Annotated in this window: 16 protein-coding genes; 5 read left to right on the top strand and 11 right to left on the bottom strand. The window is 71.2% G+C overall.

The annotated features are described in order from the left end of the window. Window positions 1-28 precede the first annotated feature (28 nt). Window positions 29-2233, top strand: coding sequence for a RecQ family ATP-dependent DNA helicase (locus ACICHK_RS29315; protein WP_406839196.1), 2205 nt, complete (start codon window positions 29-31; stop codon window positions 2231-2233). 224 nt (window positions 2234-2457) lie between these two features. After that, window positions 2458-3090 (top strand): hypothetical protein, encoded by a 633-nt coding sequence (locus ACICHK_RS29310; RefSeq protein WP_151468753.1) that lies wholly within the window; start codon window positions 2458-2460, stop codon window positions 3088-3090. A 460-nt stretch (window positions 3091-3550) separates the two neighbouring features. On the opposite strand, the gene ACICHK_RS29305 is transcribed toward ACICHK_RS29310, so the two are convergent. The 3 genes from ACICHK_RS29305 to ACICHK_RS29295 all read right to left on the bottom strand — a co-directional run bounded on the left by ACICHK_RS29305 (window position 3551) and on the right by ACICHK_RS29295 (window position 5718). Beyond that, on the bottom strand, window positions 3551-4177 hold the full coding sequence (locus tag ACICHK_RS29305) for a hypothetical protein (RefSeq protein ID WP_151468754.1): 627 nt from the start codon (window positions 4175-4177) through the stop codon (window positions 3551-3553). 68 nt (window positions 4178-4245) lie between these two features. After that, window positions 4246-4947 (bottom strand): ribonuclease HII, encoded by a 702-nt coding sequence (locus tag ACICHK_RS29300; RefSeq protein WP_406839195.1) that lies wholly within the window; start codon window positions 4945-4947, stop codon window positions 4246-4248. A 147-nt stretch (window positions 4948-5094) separates the two neighbouring features. Further along, window positions 5095-5718, bottom strand: coding sequence for a TetR/AcrR family transcriptional regulator (locus tag ACICHK_RS29295; protein ID WP_406839194.1), 624 nt, complete (start codon window positions 5716-5718; stop codon window positions 5095-5097). Between the two features lie 187 nt (window positions 5719-5905). On the opposite strand from ACICHK_RS29295, the gene ACICHK_RS29290 reads away from it, so the two are divergent. After that, window positions 5906-7453: an MFS transporter gene (locus ACICHK_RS29290; protein WP_151468757.1), complete on the top strand. Its 1548-nt coding sequence runs from the start codon at window positions 5906-5908 to the stop codon at window positions 7451-7453. 134 nt (window positions 7454-7587) lie between these two features. Here ACICHK_RS29290 and ACICHK_RS29285 read toward each other — a convergent pair whose 3' ends face one another. From ACICHK_RS29285 to ACICHK_RS29270, 4 genes are all read right to left on the bottom strand, one after another. Then, window positions 7588-9066, bottom strand: a complete 1479-nt coding sequence (locus ACICHK_RS29285) for a DUF4173 domain-containing protein (RefSeq protein ID WP_406841346.1) — start codon at window positions 9064-9066, stop codon at window positions 7588-7590. 919 nt (window positions 9067-9985) lie between these two features. After that, window positions 9986-10915, bottom strand: a complete 930-nt coding sequence (locus tag ACICHK_RS29280; protein WP_406839193.1) for an ADP-ribosylglycohydrolase family protein — start codon at window positions 10913-10915, stop codon at window positions 9986-9988. Continuing rightward, a complete protein-coding gene (locus ACICHK_RS29275) occupies window positions 10905-11588 on the bottom strand; it encodes a histidine phosphatase family protein (RefSeq protein WP_103549638.1) in 684 nt (227 codons plus the stop codon). The genes ACICHK_RS29280 and ACICHK_RS29275 overlap by 11 nt, the downstream gene beginning before the upstream one ends. A gap of 107 nt (window positions 11589-11695) precedes the next feature. Further along, the gene (locus ACICHK_RS29270; RefSeq protein WP_103549639.1) at window positions 11696-12301 is read right to left on the bottom strand and encodes a YdbC family protein; all 606 of its coding nucleotides are present in this window, start codon (window positions 12299-12301) and stop codon (window positions 11696-11698) included. Between the two features lie 154 nt (window positions 12302-12455). Here ACICHK_RS29270 and ACICHK_RS29265 point away from each other — a divergent pair, with 154 nt between their 5' ends. Continuing rightward, window positions 12456-12989 (top strand): TerD family protein, encoded by a 534-nt coding sequence (locus ACICHK_RS29265; protein WP_406839192.1) that lies wholly within the window; start codon window positions 12456-12458, stop codon window positions 12987-12989. Window positions 12990-13059: 70 nt separating this feature from the next. On the opposite strand, the gene ACICHK_RS29260 is transcribed toward ACICHK_RS29265, so the two are convergent. The 3 genes from ACICHK_RS29260 to nrdR form a co-directional block, all read right to left on the bottom strand. Then, window positions 13060-13737 (bottom strand): DUF6215 domain-containing protein, encoded by a 678-nt coding sequence (locus ACICHK_RS29260; protein WP_406839191.1) that lies wholly within the window; start codon window positions 13735-13737, stop codon window positions 13060-13062. 238 nt (window positions 13738-13975) lie between these two features. Next, window positions 13976-16873, bottom strand: a complete 2898-nt coding sequence (locus ACICHK_RS29255) for a vitamin B12-dependent ribonucleotide reductase (protein WP_406839190.1) — start codon at window positions 16871-16873, stop codon at window positions 13976-13978. A gap of 162 nt (window positions 16874-17035) precedes the next feature. Then, window positions 17036-17587 (bottom strand): transcriptional regulator NrdR, encoded by a 552-nt coding sequence (gene nrdR / locus ACICHK_RS29250; protein ID WP_406839189.1) that lies wholly within the window; start codon window positions 17585-17587, stop codon window positions 17036-17038. Window positions 17588-18096: 509 nt separating this feature from the next. Here nrdR and lexA point away from each other — a divergent pair. Next, complete coding sequence (lexA, locus tag ACICHK_RS29245) at window positions 18097-18873, top strand: transcriptional repressor LexA (RefSeq protein ID WP_103549644.1); 777 nt, start codon at window positions 18097-18099, stop codon at window positions 18871-18873. A 331-nt stretch (window positions 18874-19204) separates the two neighbouring features. Here lexA and ACICHK_RS29240 read toward each other — a convergent pair whose 3' ends face one another. Continuing rightward, window positions 19205-21220, bottom strand: coding sequence for an ATP-dependent DNA helicase (locus ACICHK_RS29240; RefSeq protein ID WP_406839188.1), 2016 nt, complete (start codon window positions 21218-21220; stop codon window positions 19205-19207). Window positions 21221-21347 lie beyond the last annotated feature (127 nt).

Genomic DNA, 21347 nt, shown 5'->3' with positions numbered 1-21347 from the left:
TGTCGGACCCATCCGGTTGCATGGAGCCATGACCAACGAAGACCCGCGACCCGCAGTCCCCCACAACACCTACGACGACGCCCGCGAAGGCCTCCGGGCCACGGCCGACGCCGTCCTGGCCCGCCTGGTCGGCGCGCGGGCGGGCGAGGCACGGCTGCGCGAGGACCAGTGGCGCGCCATCGAGGCGCTGGTGGCCGACAAGCGCAGAGCGCTGGTCGTGCAGCGCACCGGCTGGGGCAAGTCCGCGGTGTACTTCGTCGCGACCGCGCTGCTGCGCGAGGCGGGCGCCGGGCCCACGGTGATCGTCTCACCGCTCCTGGCTCTGATGCGCAACCAGGTGGAAGCGGCGGCCCGCGCCGGAATCCGCGCCCGGACGATCAACTCCTCCAACACGGAGGAATGGGAGACCGTCCAGGCCGAGGTGGCGGCGGGCGAGGTCGACGTCCTCCTGGTGAGTCCGGAAAGACTGAACAACCCCGACTTCCGTGACCAGGTGCTGCCCAAGCTGGCCGCGGCCACCGGCCTGCTGGTGGTCGACGAGGCGCACTGCATCTCCGACTGGGGCCACGATTTCCGGCCGGACTACCGCCGGCTGCGCACCATGCTCGCTGACCTCCCGCCGGACACCCCGGTGCTGGCCACCACCGCGACGGCCAACGCGCGCGTGACGGCGGACGTGGCCGAGCAGCTCGGCACCGGCGTGAGCACCGACGCCCTGGTCCTGCGCGGTCCCCTGGACCGGGAGAGCCTGAGCCTCGGCGTGCTGCGGCTGCCGGACGCCGCGCACCGCATGGCCTGGCTCGCCGAGCACCTGAACGACCTGCCGGGCTCGGGAATCATCTACACGCTCACCGTGGCCGCGGCCGAGGAGGTCACCGCGTTCCTGCGCCAGAGCGGGTACACCGTGGCGTCGTACACGGGGAAGACCGAGAACGCCGACCGCCAGCAGGCCGAGGAGGACCTGCTCGCCAATCGCGTCAAAGCCCTGGTCGCCACGTCGGCGCTGGGCATGGGCTTCGACAAGCCCGATCTGGGTTTCGTGGTGCACCTGGGCTCCCCTTCCTCCCCGATCGCCTATTACCAGCAGGTGGGACGCGCGGGCCGCGGTGTGGAGCACGCGGAGGTCCTGCTCCTGCCGGGCAAGGAGGACCAGGCGATCTGGGAGTACTTCGCCTCGATCGCCTTCCCACCGGAGGAGCAGGTGCGGCGCACGCTGGACGTGCTGGCCCGGGCCGAGCGCCCCCTCTCCCTGCCCGCGCTGGAACCGCTGGTGGAACTGCGCAGGTCCCGCCTGGAGACCATGCTCAAGGTGCTCGACGTGGACGGGGCCGTGCACCGGGTCAAGGGCGGCTGGATCTCCACGGGAATGCCCTGGACGTACGACACCGAGCGCTACGCCTGGGTCGCCAAGCAGCGGGCGGCGGAGCAGCAGGCGATGCGGGACTACGTGTCGACGACCGGCTGCCGCATGGAGTTCCTGCGACGGCAGCTGGACGACGAGGGCGCGGCGCCGTGCGGGCGCTGCGACAACTGCGTCGGCGGGCGATTCCAGGCGTCCGTGTCCGCCGCCGCGCTGGACGCGGCCAACGGCGAGCTGGACCGCGCGGGCGTCGAGGTCGAACCCCGGAAGATGTGGCCGACCGGGCTGGCCGCGATCGGCGTCGAACTGAAGGGCCGCATCCCGGCCGGTGAACAGGCGGCTCCGGGGCGCGCCCTGGGACGGCTCTCGGACATCGGCTGGGGCAACCGGCTGCGGCCGATGCTCGCCCCGCAGGCTCCGGACGGGCCTGTTCCGGACGATGTCGCCAAGGCCGTGGTCGGTGTCCTGGCCGACTGGGCGAAGGGCCCCGGCGGCTGGGCCTCGGGGCAGGCCGACGCGCAGCCGCGTCCCGTCGGCGTGGTGACCATCGCCTCGCGCTCGCGGCCGCAGCTGATCCACTCGCTCGGCACCCGGATCGCGGAGATCGGCCGGCTGCCGCTGCTGGGATCCGTGGAGTACGCCGGCGAGGCGGCCCCGGTCTCCCGGAGCAACAGCGCGCAGCGGCTGAAGGCACTGGACGGAGCCTTGACCGTGCCGTCACGGCTGGCCGACGCCCTGAAGGACGCGGGGGGTCCGGTACTGCTGGTGGACGACGCCACGGAGACCGGCTGGACGCTGGCGGTGGCGTCGCGGATGCTCCGCAGAGCGGGCGCTCAGGCCGTGTTGCCGCTGGTCCTCGCCGTACAAGCGTGACTCGTGTGTCGCGATTCGAAACACCGGGCAGGTATATAGGACTCTAATCGCCTGAAAAAGGTCTGCGGCTCCGATTGCTCGTTGCCGCAACACAGTTCGACAGGAAGAATTGAGGTCCGCTCCCCGCACGGTTTGCCCGTGGTCCGGTAGGGCTCTGCTGCGGCGTGCCATTCCCCCAAGTCCGACCCCGCCCACCGTATGGGCACGTAGCCGAAGGGAGGACCGTGACCTTCGGATTCGCTCCGTCCTCGGCGGCAACCCTGTCGACGTCTCCCGACCTGTCCGCCGCTTCCACCAACCCACTGACCCGCATGCTGGAACCCGCCGAATGGGCCTCGGCCGGAATTCCGCTTCTGCGCGATCCTCGTGAGGTCGTGAGCGGCCTTCACGCCCGGCACCGGCCCAGACCGTCGACGGCGGTCGTCGCGGTGCTCGACCAGGACGAGCGGCTGATGGCGAGCGCCTCCTTCACCCGGCGTTCGGCACCGGCCGACGGCTGGATGTTCCGCAACGCGCTGCTCGCGCAGCTGCGCCGGGTCATCCCGCACGACCTGCGGCGCCGCACTCCCGCGCGCACGGCCGTACTGCTGTACTGCCGGGACGGCGACGCGCGCTGGACGGAGGAGGACGGGGCCTGGATGTGGGGGCTGCGGGACGCCTGCACGCTCCACGGACTGCGGTGCGGCGCGTACATCACGCTGACACGTGACGGCTGGCAGGTTCTCGGCGAGGGCCGCGGCGGACGCCGCCCCAACTCCGAATCGGCGCCGGAGTTCTACGTGGGCGAGGTGCTGCCGCCCCTGCCCCGCACCGGAGGCGTCGCGTCCGAGGTGATGCGCCGGGCGGCCGCCCGCTAGGGGCCGGCACGTCACGGCGGCGGCCTGCCCGGGGGAAGGCGGGCCGCACGCGTCGGGACCGTACGGTTCGGGCGCGGGTGCGCAGTGAACGCGCGGCTCGGGTCCGGGGCGCGCCCGCACTGCGCGACGAAGAGGACGCACACCGGGCAACGGACCACACACCGGACGCCTCCGCGCGTGCCGGGCGAAAAGTCATGCCGACACGGGCGGCGGACAGGTGGGGCGGGTACGGGGGACGGCTGGTCCCCGCCCCGTGGCACCCACCCACCAGGGGCCGGAAGGTCCGCAGGCGGAAGCGGGCGCGCGGCAGGGCGCCTCGCGGCGTACGAACGAGCGACGGACCGATCGCCGCACGGGCGTGAGCGCGTGCGGGTACGCGGAAGCGACCGCCGTACAGGTGCCGCCGTGGCGGCACCCTCGCGTCCCGCCGGGCGCGTTCCGGACCGGGTCCGGAACGCGCTCAGACGCCTGCGGCCAGGACCGAGTTGATCTGCTGCGGGTCGCCGCAGACGATCAGCAGGGCACCGGCCCGGCCGAGGGCCAGGGGCAGGGCGGCCGCGGCGACCTCGCCGGAACCACCGTTGACCGCGACCACGACCACGGGACGGGAGGCGGCCCGGCGCACGGCAGCGGCGTCGGCGTAGAAGACGTCGTCACCGGCGTCGTGCTGCGCCCAGTAGGCGGCCTCGCCGAAGGAGAGTTCGTGCGCGGCCCACGGGTGCGGATCGCCGGTGGTGACCACCAGCACCTCACCGGGAGCGCGGCCCGACTCCAGCAGCAGGTCGACGGCTTCTTCCGCGGCGTCCAGCGCGCCGTCGGCCGAGGCCGGGACGAGCTGGATCTGCGGGGTGACGGCCGCGGGTGCGGCCGGCTTGGCGGACGGCCCCGGCGTGGCCACGACCGGCTCGCGCGGGGTGCGTTGGGCCGGCATCGGCCGGACAGGACCCGGGCGGCCGGGACGCGGCGGAGCCGCGGGACGGGGACCGGGTACGGGGCGGGGGGTCGGCGCGGTGCGGCCACTGGCCGGAGTGACGCGGGGACCCTGGGCACTCTCGTGAATCTGAGGCTCCTCGGGAATGAGAGGCATGAGCTGATATCTATCAAACGCCGGTGCGGCTTGCTCCGGCGGGTGGCACATGAGTGCGAACGGGATCGTCAGAAATCGAAGCCGAGCTGGCCTTCGATCTCCGGAACGTTTCCGTCCGCCCAGCTGCGGGCCTTCTTGAGGTGCCGCCACTGGGGCAGCGCATCAAGATACGCCCACGACAACCGGTGGTACGGGGTGGGTCCCCGCTCCTCCAGCGCGGCTTTGTGAACCGGTGACGGATACCCGGCGTTGGCCGCAAAGCCGAAGTCTGCATGGCCGACACCCAGTTCGGCCATCATTTTGTCGCGCCGCACCTTGGCGATCACCGAGGCCGCCGCGACGGCGATGCAGGACCGGTCGCCCTTGATCACCGTGCGGACCTGCCAGGGGTCGCCGAGATAGTCGTGCTTCCCGTCGAGAATGACCGCGTCGGGACGGACCGGCAAGGCTTCCAGGGCTCGCACGGCCGCGAGGCGCAGCGCGGCCGTCATTCCCAGTCGGTCGATCTCCTCCGGGGAGGCGTGCCCGAGGGCGTACGCCGTCACCCATTCCTCCAACTCCACGGCGAGCGCGGTCCGGCGCCTGACGGTCAGGAGCTTGGAATCGGTGAGCCCTTCGGGCGGGCGGCGCAGACCGGTGACGGCGGCACAGACGGTGACGGGGCCGGCCCAGGCACCGCGCCCCACCTCGTCGACACCGGCAATGACCTTCGCTCCGGTCGTGGCGCGGAGGGAGCGCTCGACGGTGTGGGTGGGGGGTTCGTACGGCATGGCGCCCTCAGACTACGCCGCCCGGAGCCTCTCGCGACACCCAGGTCCCCGAGCCGCCGGAAAGCCCTCATCACGGGTCGGCGGCCGGCTCGCGCACGCGGGCTGAACCGATCCCCGCAAGCCTGTCGACCGGCCCGGGCGGCCCGGTCAGCCGACGCGCACACCCAGGAGCGGAACCATCATCTGGTCGATCATCTCCTGGAGATCAAGATCACTCCATTCGCTCGCGCACACCTTGGAGCGGTACATCATCATCGCCGGGATCGCGTCGAAGACGTACGAGTTCGCGGCGTCGGGACGCACCTCACCCCGCTCGATACCACGATGGACGACCTCACGGAGCAGATGCAGCGTGGGCTCGACGACCCCGCCGACGATGACCCGGTTGAAGCGTTCGGCTTGCCTCGCGTCGCATTCGTGAAGCACCGAGCGGAGCGCGATCCCCGACGGCGAGAACATCGCCGCGCGAACACGCCGGCACACGTCCAGCAGGTCCTTCCGGACACCGCCGAGGTCGGGAGCCCGGGTCAGGTCCGGCAGTCCGGCCTGGAGCGCGTCCGCGACCAGGTCCGCCTTCGAGGACCAGCGGCGGTAGACCGCCGCCTTGCCGGTCCGGGCGCTCGCGGCCACCCCCTCCATGGTGAGGCCGTTCCAGCCGACCGCGCCGAGCTGTTCCAGCGCGGCTTCCAGGATCGCGCGCTCGAGCACGGCACCGCGCCGGCGCGAGGAGGGCGCCTGAGCGGGGGCGGCCGTCCAACGCGAAGTAACCATCAGAGTGTCTCCGTCGTGCAGGGGAGCGGAATTCGGGGGGATCCGGACTTTCGTGCCGAACCGGCGATCGGGCCGGCGCCGCCGGACAGCGACTTCAGTGAACGCTTGCGTTCACTGACGGGGAGTCACTACCGTTGACGCGGAAGTGAACGCGAGCGTTCACTAACACACTTGTGGGGGAAGCATAGTGACAACCTCTCAGTTGATTCAGGACAGCAAGCCAGGTGCGGCCCGCCGGGAGGGACATCCCGGCATCGCGCTCACCGTCATCGCGGCCTGCCAACTCATGGTGGTACTCGACGCGACGATTGTGAACATCGCACTCCCGCACATTCAAGACGCTCTCGACTTCAGTACGACCGACCTGACATGGGTGGTCAGCTCGTACACCCTCACCTTCGGCGGCCTGCTGCTTCTCGGCGCACGGGCCGGTGACATCCTCGGCCGGCGGCGGGTCTTCATGACCGGCATCCTGCTGTTCACCTTCGCCTCGCTGCTCGGCGGACTCGCCCAGGAGCCCTGGCAGTTGCTGGCGGCGCGGGCCCTCCAGGGCGTGGGCGGCGCGATCGCCTCGCCGACCTCGCTGGCCCTGATCACGACGACCTTCCCCGAGGGGCCGGAGCGGAACCGGGCCTTCGCCGTCTTCGCGACGGTCTCGGCCGGCGGCGGAGCCATCGGCCTGCTCGCCGGAGGCATGCTCACCGAGTGGCTCGACTGGCGGTGGGTCCTCTTCGTCAACGTGCCCATCGGCATCCTGATCGCCGTTCTGGCCCCGATGTACATCAACGAGTCCCGGCGCCATCCGGGACGCTTCGACATCGCGGGCGCGCTCACCTCGACGGCCGGTATGGCGTCCCTGGTCTACGGCTTCATCCGCGCCGCGGAGAACGGCTGGCGGGACGGCCTCACGATCGGGTCGTTCGGCGCGGCGGCGGCCCTGCTGCTGGCCTTCGGGATCATCGAGACGCGGGCCCGGGAACCCATCACCCCGCTGCGGATGTTCGCCGACCGCAACCGTTCGGGCACGTACCTGATCATGCTGAGTCTCGCGGCCGCGATGTTCGGCATGTTCTTCTACATCGTGCTCTTCGTGCAGAACGTGCTGGGGTACACCCCGATCTCGGCCGGTGTGGCCTTCCTTCCGGTGACGGTCGCGATCGCGGTCGGCGCGGGTCTGTCGCAGCGCTTCCTGCCGGTGCTCGGCCCCAAGCCGTTCATGGTCACCGGCTCGTCGCTCGTGGCCCTCGGGCTCGGCTGGCTGACCTTCATCAGCCCCGACGACTCGTACGCGGGCGGAGTCCTCGGCCCGATGCTGCTGTTCGGCTTCGGCATGGGCCTGAACTTCGTGACGCTGACGGTGACCGCGGTCTCCGGTGTCGCCCAGCACGAGGCGGGCGCGGCCTCCGGTCTGCTCAATGTCACCCAGCAGGTGGGCGGTTCGCTCGGCCTCTCCATCCTCACCACGGTCTTCGGCTCGGCCAGCCGCGACGAGGCGCGGAAGCAGGTGCCGAAGTTCCTGGCGGACGGCTCGGCCGAGCAGAAGGCGGCGTTCGCCAGGACCCACCAACTGCCCGCACCATGGGGCCATGACGTGCTCGCCCACGGCATCTCGACCGCCTTCGTACCGGCGGCGGGGATGGCCCTGCTCGCCCTGGTCACCGCGGCGCTGGTGATCAGGGTCCGCAAGAGCGACCTGGACGCTCTCGCGGGCACGGCGGGACCGGCCGCGGGCTGAGGGCAGGGCCGCGGAGGGCCGGGTCGCGGTCCGGCCCGGGTCGAAAGAACCCGGGGCGACCACGGTCCGGCCCTCCGCGGCACGGAGTCGGAGACGGGGGTGACCGGCCCCACCGAAGCGTCGGAAGCAGGCGTTCAGCGGTACTCGGGAATTTCCGTCAGCGAGTTGCACACCTCCTCGTCGACGGACACGGCGGGCGGGTGGTCGCGGAGGATGTCCCGGGCCCGGGCCTCACCCCAACTGGTCGCGTACCAGGGTGCGTCGTCCTCGCCCAGTTCATCGGCGATCGATCTCAGCACGCAGGAACGCGCCGGCTCCTTGAGCCGGTCGAGAGCGGGTACGGCGTCGGCCGACAGATCGCGGGCGTACAGGATGTCGAACTTGTGCGTGTCCTCGTACCGCTGGACGTTCCGCTCGGCGATCAGGCCGTCGGGCGACATCAGTCCGAACGCGAGGACACCGGCCGCCGCACTGGCCGCGACGGCGCGGGGCAGCCAGCGGGCTCCCCACACACCGGCCGCCATGATGAGCACGATGACCAGGCCCAGCCACAGCTCCCCGGCCAGCACCGAGATCCTCAGCCGCGTCAGTCCATAGGCCTCCACGTACATGTCCATGCGCCGCACGGCGGATGCCACGACGACGAGCGTCAGCGCGCACAGGGTTCCCAGCACGCTCCGCACCAGCTTCCGGTCGCCCGCCCCGTCCCGCGGTGCCCAGCGCAGCGCGAACCCCACGACGAGCAGGGTCAGCAGCGTGACGAACAGCAGCTGCCAGAAGCCCTGGCGCGCGTACTCGGAGTACGACAGGTCGGTCTTCTCCAGCACGGCGTCGTAGCCGCCGAAGAGGACGACGAGCTGGACCACGTTGAAGGCCGCGAAGAGCACGATCAGCACGATCAGCGGGAGGGCCCACTCGACACGACCCCGCGCGCGTCCGGGGCGCACCACGACCCGGTCCAGCCGGACGGGCGCGGCCGCCGTGTGGGCCACGGCCAGTGCCACGACCAGGCCCGCCGCCAGAAGCACCACGCGCCAGGGTCCACCAGCGACCGAGGTGTCCGGTACCAGGTCACTGAGCAGATCGGCGAAGGCCGCGTCGGCTCCGGCGAACAGCGCCCCGAAGACCAGCAGCAGGAGCACGCTCACGACGAACGCGCGCAGCCCGACACCCACGCCGCGACGGGCACCGCCGAATCGTTCCCGCAGCCCGCGCCAGCCCCAGGAGACGCCGGTGATCACGGAGTTGACCACGCCGATGGGGCCGAGCAGGACCGCGGGCCAGGTGCGTCCGCCGTTCAGCGCGAGCGAGCCGAGCCCGATCGCCGTCACGACGGCCAGGAACGAGGGCCAGTCCGCGTCGCGCAGAGCGGGCACGGCCAGCAGGCCGATGCCGCCGACGCCCCAGACCAGGCTCCACACGCGCGTGCGGCGTCCCGCGTCCCGGCCCGCGAAGTACGCGGCGAGCGACGCGGGGACCGCGACCAGCAGGAGGTTGACGGCCAGACCGCCGTCGAGGAGCAGCATGCTCAGCACTCCGGTCGCGAGCACGGCCCACAGCGTGGGCGTACCCACCGGGGCGGCCCTCACGGCCCACAGCTCCGGTGACCACAGGCCGGAGGCGGACGGCGGGGACGCCTTGCCTGTACCCGCGTGCGGTGGCCGGGCGGCCCGGGGCCGCACCGCGCCGCCGGTCCTGGTCACCCCCTCGGCCCGGGGCTGCGAGCGGAGCCCGCGCGCGTCACCGGTGTCCTCGTCGCCACTGGGCTCGTCACCACCGGACTCGTCCGCGCCCTCGGCCCTCTCGTCGCCCCCCGGCTCGCTCCTGCTCCTGGACCCTGCCCCGCCCCCGGGCTCTTCCGCGTCTCCGGGCTCTTCCTCGTCCCCGGGCTCTCCCCCGGCCCCAGGGGCGTCCGCGGCCCCGGCGCCGGAAACGGTGGTGTCCGGCCGCCGCCCCGCGGATCCCCGTACGGCCGGATCCGTGGAGTCCCCCGGGCCCGGTGGTTCCGGGGGCCGGGATCCGGATCCCGGCACCGCTCCGCTCGCTTCGGGACTCTTCCGCTGCTCCGTCGCCTCGTCTCCGGGCTCGGGCGCGGACGGTATGTCGGACAAGGGATCCCCTCCCAGCCGGTCACCGGGCAGCCCGGAACACGCCACGGCGGCGGAGGGCTGTCGTCCGGTGTCTCGTCGGCACACGCCCGCCATGATCAACGGACGGCGTGGCGCACAGGTTATCCACGGGCAAAGCGGCTCACGAGGGGGCCGCGGGGCTGTAGCGAGCCTGTGACACAACCCCCGGCGGACCGGCTGCGCCACCCTCGCGGAGACCGCCGTGACGGCTTCCTGAGGCCTCTGTCGGCCCGCCCGGGGCAAAGGCCGGCAAACCCGTCGCAGCCCGCCCGGGACGGCCACGAGCCCGTACGAGGGCCCGACCACCACTCACCGCCCGGAGACCGCCTCCACCACTCACCGCCCGGAAGCCGCCTCCACGGCTCGGCGACGTCCGGGGACCCCTCGCCCCGCTCCCACGCCCTTACGCGCCGCCGGACGTACGCCCGGACACGAGCCCCGGCAGCCATCCCGGCAGCGCTTCCGTGGCCTCCAGCCATGCCCCAGGAGGCGCTCCCGCCTCCCCGGAGGCGATCACACCGCCGACGATGGAGCAGGTCGTGTCCACGTCGCCGCCGACCTGGGCGGTGGCCCAGAAGCCCTCCTCGTAGTTCCCCAGGGCGCGGGCGGCCGACCAGAGGGCGAAGGGAACGGTGTCGTGGGCCGACGTACGCCGTCCGCAGCCCAGCACGGCGGCCACGGTCGCGGCGTCCCCGTAGTCGAGCATGTCCCGGGCGCGTCGCAGCCCGGCCCCCACGGCGCTGCGCGGTACGAGCGCGATGACGCCGTCGAGCAGGGCCTCGGCGCTCGGGGGGCCCGCCGGGTCGGCGGCCAGCGCTGCGGCCGCGGCGACGGCCATGGCGCCGACCACGGCCTCACGGTGCTGGTGGGTCGGATAGGCGGAGATCTCCGCCTGGTGGGTCGCCTGCTCCGGGTCGTCGGCGTACCAGGCGCCCAGGGGGGCGATCCGCATCGCGGCGCCGTTGCCCCAGGAGCCCTGCCCCTTGAAGAGGGCCGACGCGAGCTCACGCCAGTCGCCGCCCTCCCGGACCAGCCGCAGCAGCCGGTTGACCGCGGGGCCGTAGCCCCGGTCGAAGTCGTGGTGGTCGGCGAAGGAGTGGGCCAGTGCGTCCTGGTCGACGCGGTGGTGCGTGGCCAGGACGGCGACCACGGAACAGGCCATCTCGGTGTCGTCGGTCCACTGCCAGGGACGGGGTGGCAGTTCCCGGCGCTTGAGCAGCGGGTAGTTCGCGGGCACGAAGAACTGCGAGCCCAGCGCGTCTCCCACCGCGAGTCCGCGCAGGCTGGCGAGGGCGCGCTGGAAGCGCCCGTCGGGAGAGGTGTCAGCGATCATCGCCCTGCCACTCTATCCGGTGGCTCCGAACGACTTCCGGATCGCGCCACTGCTCGAAGGGACGGTCGAGGGTGTACCGGCCGTCCTCCCCCAGAACGAGCATCCTCACCTCCGCGTTCCCCGGGTTGGAGAGCGATTCGAACTCGGCGACCGTCCAGTGGAACCAGCGCATGCAGAACAGCCGCATGGCCAGGCCGTGGGTCACCAGGAGCACGTTCGGCGGGTGGTCGGGGGCCTCGAAGCTGCGGTACAGACTCTCCAGGAAGCCGCCGACCCGGTCGTACACGTCGGCGCCGGACTCTCCTTGCGCGAACCGGTAGAAGAAGTGCCCGTACGCGTCGCGATAGGCCTTCTGGAGGCGTACGTCGTCACGGTCCTGCCAGTTGCCCCAGTCCTGCTCCCGCAGCCGGGGCTCCTCGCGCACCCGGACGAGCCCGGGGTCGAGGTGGAAGGCCCGGAAGGTCTCGTGGGTGCGGCGGTAGGGGGAGACGTAAACGCTCACTCGCTCCCTGCCGAAGAGCTCGCGAAGCCGCTTGCCGGTGTCCTCCGCCTGCTGCCACCCCGTCTCCGTGAGCGCCAGTGCGTGGTCGGGCTCGCGTTCGTACACGGTGTCATCGGCATTGCCCACCGACTCGCCGTGCCGGACAAGGACGATGCGCCGTGGTCGTGCCATGCCAAGACCCTAGATCGTGCCGACCCCGTTCGAGGAGTCGTACGGGCCGCATACGGCGCAGGTCACACACCGTCTCGTACATCAGTTCGCCCGACGGGAGGGTCCCGTCAGACGATCCAGCCGGGTTCCAGCTGCACGATGTCGCCCGCGAGAGCGGCTATGTCGGCCTCGATCTGGGCGCGCAGCGCGAGCCTCTCCACCCGCTCGGCACGGTACTTTCCGTGCTCCGCGGCCGACTGCCACATGGACAGGACCAGGAACTCGCTGCCGGGCGCCTCGCCGAACATGCCCCTCACCATGCCGGGCGAACCGGCCATCGCGGGGTTCCAGACCTTCTCCTGCATGAGCGCGAAGTGCTCCGCGCGCTCCTCGCGGACACGGCAGTGCGCGACCCGGACCACGTCGGAGTCCGTGAAGCGCGGCTCGAAGCCGGTCTTCACGTCGAAGCGGTAGTCGAACAGTTTGACCTGGGAGTCCTTGAAGGTGCCCGACTGCGAGGCGGCGAGCCGGTCATGGGACCGGGCCATGAAGGAGTCGTAGAAGGCACGGCTCTCCCAGAAGGAGAAGATGTGCGCGACGCCGGTCCGTCCCACACTCCACCCTCCCCCCTGTCCCCGGAATCCCGGCTCCCCCAGAAGCCCCGCCCACTTTCGCTGCCCCCGTTCGAAACCGCGGCGGTCGACCACGGTGCAGCGAATCCACTTGACCAGCACCGCGCCATCGTAAGGCCCCGGAACGTGGCGTCGGTCACGCTCCGGCGGAGTGGATCCGGGCGCGTGTCCCGGCCCGCGTGGCACGATGGACAACCTGCCCTGCTATCAGGGGAGTTGGCTCGGCAAGTGGCGAGGAACGGGGAGGGGACATCCGGTGAACGGTCTCAACAAGGGGATACGCAAGGCCGAGTTGGCGATCAAGTGGGATCCCAGTCCCGCGGGTGAGCCCGCGACCGATCTCGACATCGTCGCGGCGACGTATCTGGCGTCCGCGCCGCACGGGAACCCCGACTACGTGGTGCACTTCGGCAGCCGCTCGCCGGACGGCACCATCTATCTGAACCGTGACAGCAAGGACGGCAAGGGCTTCGGCTGGGACGAGGTCATGACCCTGGAGCTCGACCGCCTGGACGGCCGTTACGCGCGCGTGGTCGTCGGCGTCCTCATCCAGCAGCGCACCGAGGCCCGGACCTTCGCCGGTGTCCTCCATCCCGGCTTCCGCCTGCGCGAGGGCTACACCGTGCTGACCGAGGGCGACTTCGGCGACGTCCTGAGCTCGACGGCCGCGACCATCGGGGAGTTCGTGCGCGACCACTCCGGGGAGTGGACGTTCCACGCGGGCCTCCACGGCTACGACACCGACCCGGCGACCTTCGCCCGGGTCATGGGCAGCCCGCAGGAGGCCTGAGGCACGGCACGGCGCCCCCGTACCCGCGCCGTGCCGGCCCCCGGTCCCCGGCCCGCCCCGCGGCGGGTCCTCAGCCGCTCTTCCAGCCCGGGACCGTCGGCAGCACCAGCTCGGCGACGCGGAACAGCGCCGCGTCGTCGGGCGCCACGTCGTCCTGGCGCCAGACGGAGATCTCGAACGAACCGCCCCCGTCCTTCACGTCCTTGGCGACCAGCAGGCTGCGGGCGACACCGCCCGGGCCGTTCTCGTCCTTGCCGGAATCGAGGGTGAGGGTGGTCGTCCGGTCCGAGTAGAGGACCGCCGGGTGTCCGAGGATCTGCCTCGGCTCGGCCTTCGGCAGCAGATCGAGGCCCTGGGAGACGGAGAACCGGTCCTCGGAGGCCGACAGCTTCACGCAGTAGGTCTTCAGCGTGACGTTCGCCTCGGGGCTGGCCATCCTGGCGCCGCCGTCGAGGGTGATCCAGCCGTCGTCGCCGTCGGCCGTCCGCGCGTGCTCGTCGGGCGTCCCGAGGAGGACCGGCAGGTCCGAGCGGTTCAGCGCCCGGCACAGCTGCGCGCCGGAGACACGCTTCGCCGACGCGGTGCCGTGCCCGTCGGCACAGGTGGCCGGTTCATCGGTGCCGCTCTTCGGAAGGACCCGCGACAGCCCCCATCCGCCCCCCGTGACGCCCGCGACCAGTACCACCGCCGCGAAGACCTGGACCCCCGCGTTCAGGCCTCTCTTCGATCCGGCCACCTTGTCGGCCATGTCCCCCGCCCTCCCCGTCGCGCTCCGTGCGCGCGGAGGGAGACTAACCGTTGATCGTTTCGCTGGAAAAGCGGATTCCGCCACGGTCCGCGGCCTTCGGGCACCGGCACGCGGGACGCCGGGAGCCGGTCCGCGCGACGGACGCGGCCGCCTCCCGCCCGGCAACGCCGAGGGCGGTGGAGCCGACTGCCCGCTCCACCGCCCTGATCAGCTGTTCACGCCCGAGGGGCGCCCGGCGTCAGCTGCAACCGCTCGTCGAACCGCAGCCCTCGCAGATGTAGCAGGAACCGGCCCGCTGCATCTTCGTGCCGCAGGAGAAGCAGAGCGGGGCGTCGGCCTGGATGCCCAGCTGCATCTCCACCAGCTCGGCGCTGGTGTGGACCTGCCTCGGGGCGGGCTCGACCGCGACGGCCTCGGCCTTGGGGGCGGCGACGGCCTTCAGCTCCTGCGCGCGGGGCGCGGACTGGGCCAGACCCTCGACGTCGACCTCGTCCTCGGCGGGCTCGTAGGAGCCCGTCTCCAGGTGACGCTGGCGCTCCTCGGCGGAGTGGATGCCGAGCGCGGAGCGCGTCTCGAAGGGCAGGAAGTCCAGCGCCAGGCGGCGGAAGATGTAGTCGACGATCGACTGCGCCATCCGCACGTCCGGGTCGTCGGTCATGCCGGCCGGCTCGAAGCGCATGTTGGTGAACTTCGAGACGTAGGTCTCCAGCGGCACGCCGTACTGCAGACCGACCGAGACGGCGATCGAGAAGGCGTCCATCATGCCCGCGAGGGTGGAGCCCTGCTTCGACATCTTCAGGAAGACCTCGCCGAGACCGTCGTCGGGGTAGGAGTTGGCGGTCATGTAACCCTCGGCGCCGCCGACCGTGAAGGACGTGGTGATGCCGGGACGGCCCTTGGGCAGACGCTTGCGGACCGGGCGGTACTCGACGACCTTCTCGACCGCGGTGCGGATCGTTTCCTCGGCCTTGGCCGTGACCTCGGCCTTCTCCTTCTCCTTGGTCTTGGCGGAGAGGGGCTGGCCGACCTTGCAGTTGTCGCGGTAGATCGCGAGCGCCTTGACGCCCATCTTCCACGCCTCGAAGTAGACCTCCTCGACGTCCTCGACGGTCGCCGTCTCCGGCAGGTTGACCGTCTTGGAGAGCGCGCCGGAGATCCAGGGCTGGATCGCGGCCATCATGCGGACGTGGCCCATCGCGGAGATGGAGCGCTCGCCCATGGCGCAGTCGAAGACCTCGTAGTGCTCGTGCTTGAGGCCCGGGGCGTCGACGACATTGCCGTGCTCGGCGATGTGGGCGACGATCGCCTCGATCTGCTCCTCCTGGTAGCCCAGGCGGCGCAGGGCCTGCGGGACGGTGCCGTTGACGATCTGCATCGAACCGCCGCCGACCAGCTTCTTGAACTTGACCAGCGCGAGGTCGGGTTCGAGACCGGTGGTGTCGCAGGACATCGCGAGACCGATGGTGCCGGTCGGGGCGATGACGGAGGCCTGCGCGTTGCGGAAGCCGTTCTTCTCGCCGAGGCGGATCACGTCCTGCCAGGCCTCCGTGGCGGCGGCCCAGATCGGGGTGTCCAGGTCGTCCATGCGGACGGCCGCGGTGTTGGCGTCGGCGTGCTGCTTCATGACGCGCTGGTGGGGCTGCGCGTTGCGGGCGTAGCCGTCGTACGGGCCGACGACCGCGGCGAGTTCGGCGGACCGCTTGTAGGACGTGCCGGTCATCAGGGAGGTGATGGCGCCGGCGAGCGCGCGGCCGCCGTCGGAGTCGTACGCGTGGCCGGTCGCCATGAGGAGGGCGCCGAGGTTGGCGTAGCCGATGCCGAGCTGGCGGAAGGCGCGGGTGTTCTCGCCGATCTTCTCGGTCGGGAAGTCGGCGAAGCAGATGGAGATGTCCATCGCGGTGATGACCAGCTCGACGACCTGGGCGAAGCGCTCGACGTCGAAGGACTGGTGGCCCTTGCCGTCGTCCTTCAGGAACTTCATCAGGTTCAGCGAGGCGAGGTTGCAGGACGTGTTGTCCAGGTGCATGTACTCGCTGCACGGGTTCGAGCCGTTGATACGGCCGGACTCCGGGCACGTGTGCCAGTGGTTGATCGTGTCGTCGTACTGGATGCCCGGGTCGGCGCAGGCCCAGGCGGCCTCGGCCATCTTGCGGAAGAGGGACTTGGCGTCGACCTCCTCGATGACCTCTCCGGTCATGCGCGAGGTGAGGCCGAACGTGCCGCCCTGCTCGACCGCCTTCATGAACGTGTCGTTCACGCGGACCGAGTTGTTGGCGTTCTGGTACTGGACGGACGTGATGTCGTCGCCACCCAGGTCCATGTCGAAGCCCGCGTCACGCAGGGCGCGGATCTTCTCCTCCTCCTTGACCTTGGTCTCGATGAAGTCCTCGATGTCGGGGTGGTCGACGTCGAGGATGACCATCTTGGCCGCACGGCGGGTGGCGCCGCCCGACTTGATCGTTCCTGCGGAGGCGTCGGCGCCGCGCATGAAGGAGACGGGACCCGAGGCGTTGCCGCCGGAGGAGAGGAGCTCCTTGGAGGAGCGGATGCGGGAGAGGTTCAGGCCGGCACCGGAGCCGCCCTTGAAGATCATGCCCTCTTCCTTGTACCAGTCGAGGATCGACTCCATGGAGTCGTCGACGGACAGGATGAAGCAGGCGGAGACCTGCTGGGGCTGAGGGGTCCCGACGTTGAACCAGACGGGGCTGTTGAAGCTGAAGATCTGGTGCAGGAGGGCGTACGCCAGCTCGTGCTCGAAGATCTCGGCGTCGGCGGGCGAGGAGAAGTACTTGAAGTCCTCGCCGGCCTTCCGGTACGTCTTCACGATGCGGTCGATGAGCTGCTTGAGGCTCACCTCGCGCTGCGGGGTGCCGACGGCACCGCGGAAGTACTTGCTGGTGACGATGTTGACCGCGTTCACCGACCAGAAGCCGGGGAACTCGACGCCACGCTGCTCGAAGTTGACCGAGCCGTCGCGCCAGTTGGTCATGACGACGTCACGGCGCTCCCACTCCACCTCGTCGTACGGGTGCACGCCGGGGGTGGTGTGGATGCGCTCGATGCGCAGTCCCTTGCTGCCCTTGGCTCCGCCCTTCGCGCGGGAACCTCGTGCCGGACCGCTCGCCGTCTCTGTCATGCCGCCTCCCTGTAACAGGCTAAAACGCGCTCAAGTGCCGCGAACTTCCCGTGGCACGGTCTGTGTCTGATGCCGCGCGCGCCGCTGGTACGGCCGTGCGCTGCAAGTCTGTGATCGCCGCCCGCGGGCGGGTCCGGACGCCCCGAGGGGTCCGGTCCGCGGTCAGTCGGCGGCGGTGGCGGGCACGGGGACCTCCGCGGTTCCGCCGGTCCCGTCCTCGGTCTCCTGGCGCACCGCGTCCGGGACGTCGTCGTCCGCGGAGGGGCGCTGATTCACCTGCCTGAGTTCCGCGATGGCGGCTTCGAAGTCGTCGAGCGAGTCGAAGGCCCGGTACACGGACGCGAACCTCATGTAGGCCACGAGGTCGAGTTCCTGCAAGGGTCCGAGTATGGCCAGCCCCACGTCGTGGGTGGTCAGCTCGGCGCTTCCGGTGGCTCGCACGGCCTCCTCGACCCGCTGCCCGAGCTGGGCGAGCGCGTCCTCGGTGACGGGCCGTCCCTGGCAGGCCTTGCGCACACCGTTGATGACCTTGATGCGGCTGAAGGGCTCGGTCACACCGGACCGCTTCACCACCATCAGCGAGCACGTCTCCACGGTCGTGAAACGACGGGAGCAGTCGGGACACTGGCGGCGCCTGCGGATCGACGTGCCGTCGTCGGTCGTACGGCTGTCGACGACGCGGCTGTCCGGGTGCCTGCAGAAGGGGCAGTGCATGGCTCCAACCCTCCTTCACAGCACGACTCAGGGACCTCGCCGGGCCTCACGGGCCCCTCGAAGCAGCCTCAAGCATAGGCGATGCCAGGGGGCCGGGAGACCCGGGGGACCACAACTTCTGGGATGTCCGCGCAATCCAACCACTAGATGTGGGGATCGGTTCGCGAATTCGCCCACCGCGCGCGTGTCGTACACGTAAGGGCACGTGCCGCACAGGCATACCCATCCCGGACACACGGGGATAGCGTGGTCGACGCACGGAAGGAGGCCGGTTCCCGGCCGGTCGGCCGTCGGATGGCAGACTGGGCGGCGGCCCAGGTCGGTCGGCACGGCTGCCGCCTCCGGCGGTGAAGGGTACAGCAGTGGGCCCTTCCGCCCGCCACCAGCCATACACCCAGACACATGCTCACGTCAGGCAATTCGCGTTTTTTCACTCGAACGTGTGTTTGGCGCAACCTTTCGAAAGCAACTACCGTTGTTCAGCAGGGAGACCATCGAGAGGGGCCGACGTGACCACCACCGCAGACAGCGCCACCATCACCGCCCAGGACCGCTCCCAGGGCCGACTCGAGCCGGTGCATGTGATGAACGAAGCCGCGAATCATGAGGGGCCAAAGCGCTCCCTGCCTGGCCGACCTCCAGGCATCCGGGCCGACAGCTCGGGACTCACGGACCGGCAGCGCCGGGTGATCGAGGTGATCCGGGACTCCGTGCAGCGGCGCGGCTACCCGCCGTCGATGCGGGAGATCGGGCAGGCCGTCGGCCTTTCCAGCACCTCCTCCGTCGCGCACCAGCTGATGGCGCTGGAGCGCAAGGGCTTCCTGCGGCGGGACCCGCACCGACCGCGCGCGTACGAGGTGCGGGGCTCCGACCAGTCGTCGGTGCAGCCGACGGACACGGCGGGCAAGCCGGCCGCGTCCTACGTACCGCTCGTCGGCCGTATCGCCGCCGGTGGCCCGATCCTCGCCGAGGAGTCGGTGGAGGACGTCTTCCCCCTCCCCCGCCAGCTGGTCGGCGACGGAGAGCTGTTCGTCCTGAAGGTCGTCGGCGACTCGATGATCGAGGCCGCCATCTGCGACGGGGACTGGGTGACGGTCCGCCGCCAGCCGGTCGCCGAGAACGGCGACATCGTCGCCGCGATGCTGGACGGCGAAGCCACGGTGAAGCGCTTCAAGCGCGAGGACGGGCACGTGTGGCTGCTGCCGCACAACTCGGCGTACCAGCCGATCCCCGGTGACGAGGCGACCATCCTCGGAAAGGTCGTCGCCGTACTGCGCCGGGTGTGACACCGCGACGGGCGTTCCACCGCCCCCGCCCCTGACCGGGCCCCGGAACCAACTGCGCCGGTTCCGGGGTCCTGCGTGTTTTCTGACCGGAGCCCAGGTCACCGAGCAGCACCAGGACCCAAGCGACCCAGCAGGTACCAGAGGCCCAGACCGCCCAGCAGTACCGGGGACCAGGCGGACCCCAGCAGGTGCCGGGGCCCGGGCCGTCGGGCAGGGTCCAGGGGGATCGGGGTGCCACGAGGTGCCGGGGGTGGAGTGTCAGAGGGACGGTGGTGGTTCCGGAGTGCCGGGGGCGGGGCTCTCCGGGACGGTGTTGCCGTCCGGGGCGGCGCTACGCCTCCTCCGTCTCCCCTTCGGCGTCCGCCTTCGCCGTCGACTCCTCGGCCATTCGGGCCTTCTCGTCGATCGCCGCCAGGGACCTGCGGACCTGGTTCGGGTCCGTGGTGTACCAGAAGTCGGGGAGCGAGGCCTTCAGATAGCTGCCGTAACGGGCCGTGGCCAGACGCTGGTCCAGCACGGCGACCACACCCTTGTCACCCGACGCCCGGACGAGACGGCCGGCGCCCTGCGCCATGAGAAGGGCCGCGTGGGTGGCGGCGACGGCCATGAAGCCGTTCCCCCCGTTCTCCTCGACCGCCTTCTGGCGCGCGCTCATCAGCGGGTCGTCGGGCCGGGGGAAGGGGATCTTGTCCATGACGACCAGCTGGCAGCTGGGGCCCGGCACGTCCACGCCCTGCCAGAGCGAGAGCGTGCCGAACAGACAGGTCTTCGGGTCCGCCGCGAAGTTCTTGATCAGCTCGCCGAGCGTCTCCTCGCCCTGGAGCAGGATCGGGTACTCGGGGATGCGGGTCCGCAGCTCCTCCGCCGCGAGCTGGGCGGCGCGCATCGAGGAGAACAGACCGAGCGTACGACCGCCCGCGGCCTGGATCAGCTCGGTGAGCTCGTCGAGCATGTCACCCCTGTCGGCGTCCCGGGCGGGGCGCGACAGATGCCTGGCGACGTAGAGGATGCCCTGCCGGGGATAGTCGAAGGGCGAGCCGACGTCGACGCCCTTCCACTGGGGGAGGTCCTCGCCCTCCGTGCCTTCCGGGGCGAGGCCCACCGACGCCCCCACGCCGTTGAAGTCACCGCCGAGCTTGAGGGTCGCGGACGTCAGGACGACCGAGCGGTCGGCGAAGAGCTTCTCCCTGAGGAGCCCGGACACGTTCATCGGGGCGACCCGGAGCGAGGCTCCGAAGCGGTCGTGGCGCTCGTACCAGACGACGTCGTACTCGGAGCCGTTGGCGATGCGCTCCGCCACGGCGTGCACGGACTCGACGGACGCCAGTGCCTGCTTGCGCACGGCGTCCTCGTCCTGGACGGACTTGTCCCGGGTGGAGCCGAGGGCGGTGATCACCGTCCGGGCGGCGTCGCGCAGCGCCATCAGCGCGTACCCGAGGTCCTCGGGGATCTCCTCCAGGCGGCCCGGCAGGGCCAGCTCCATCAGGCGCTCGAAGCCTTCGGCGGCGGTCTGGAGCTGGTCGGCGGCCTTTTCGTTGACGAGCTTCGCGGCGCGGCGCACGGCGCGGTTGACCTGCCCCGGTGTGAGCTCGCCGGTGGCGACGCCGGTGACCCTGGAGACCAGCTCGTGGGCCTCGTCGACGATCAGCACCTCGTGCTGCGGCAGGACCGGCGCACCCTCGATGGCGTCGATCGCGAGCAGGGCGTGATTGGTGACGACGACCTCGGCGAGCTTGGCCCGCTCACGGGCCATCTCGGCGAAGCACTCCGCTCCGTAGGCGCATTTGGTGGCGCCGAGGCACTCCCGGGAGGACACCGACACCTGGCCCCAGGCCCGGTCGGAGACACCGGGGGTGAGGTCGTCGCGGTCACCGGTCTCGGTCTCGTCCGACCAGTCGCGCAGCCGCAGCAGGTCCTGCCCCAGCTTGCTGCTGGGCGCGGCCGCCTCGAACGGGTCGAAGAGGCCCTCCTCCTCGTCCTGCGGCACGCCCTCGTGCAGGCGGTGCAGGCACAGGTAGTTCGACCGGCCCTTCAGCATCGCGAACTCGGGGCGGCGGCGCAGCAGCGGATGCAGCGCGTCGACGGTGCGCGGCAGGTCCCGCTCCACGAGCTGGCGCTGGAGCGCCAGGGTGGCGGTCGCCACGACCACCCGCTCGCCGTGCGCGAGCGAGGGCACCAGGTAACCGAGCGACTTTCCGGTACCGGTGCCCGCCTGGACCAGCAGGTGGGAGTTGTCGTCGATGGCACCGGCGACGGCTTCGGCCATCGTCACCTGGCCGGGGCGCTCCGTACCGCCGACAGCGGTGACGGCGGCGTGGAGGAGTTCGCGGAGTGAGGGCTTCGTCATAGCGCTGCCAGCCTACGGGGCGCCACTGACAACCGAGCGATCAAGTCCGGAACCGACGGTGTGACCGAGCCCGGCGCGGGCCGGAACGTCCCGGCTGGTGGAGGAGGACCGGAGCGGTGCCGCGGGC

It is taken from the genome of Streptomyces sp. AHU1, assembly GCF_045343905.1.
Lineage (GTDB): Bacteria > Actinomycetota > Actinomycetes > Streptomycetales > Streptomycetaceae > Streptomyces > Streptomyces triticiradicis.
This window is presented reverse-complemented; position numbering and strand designations above follow the sequence as displayed.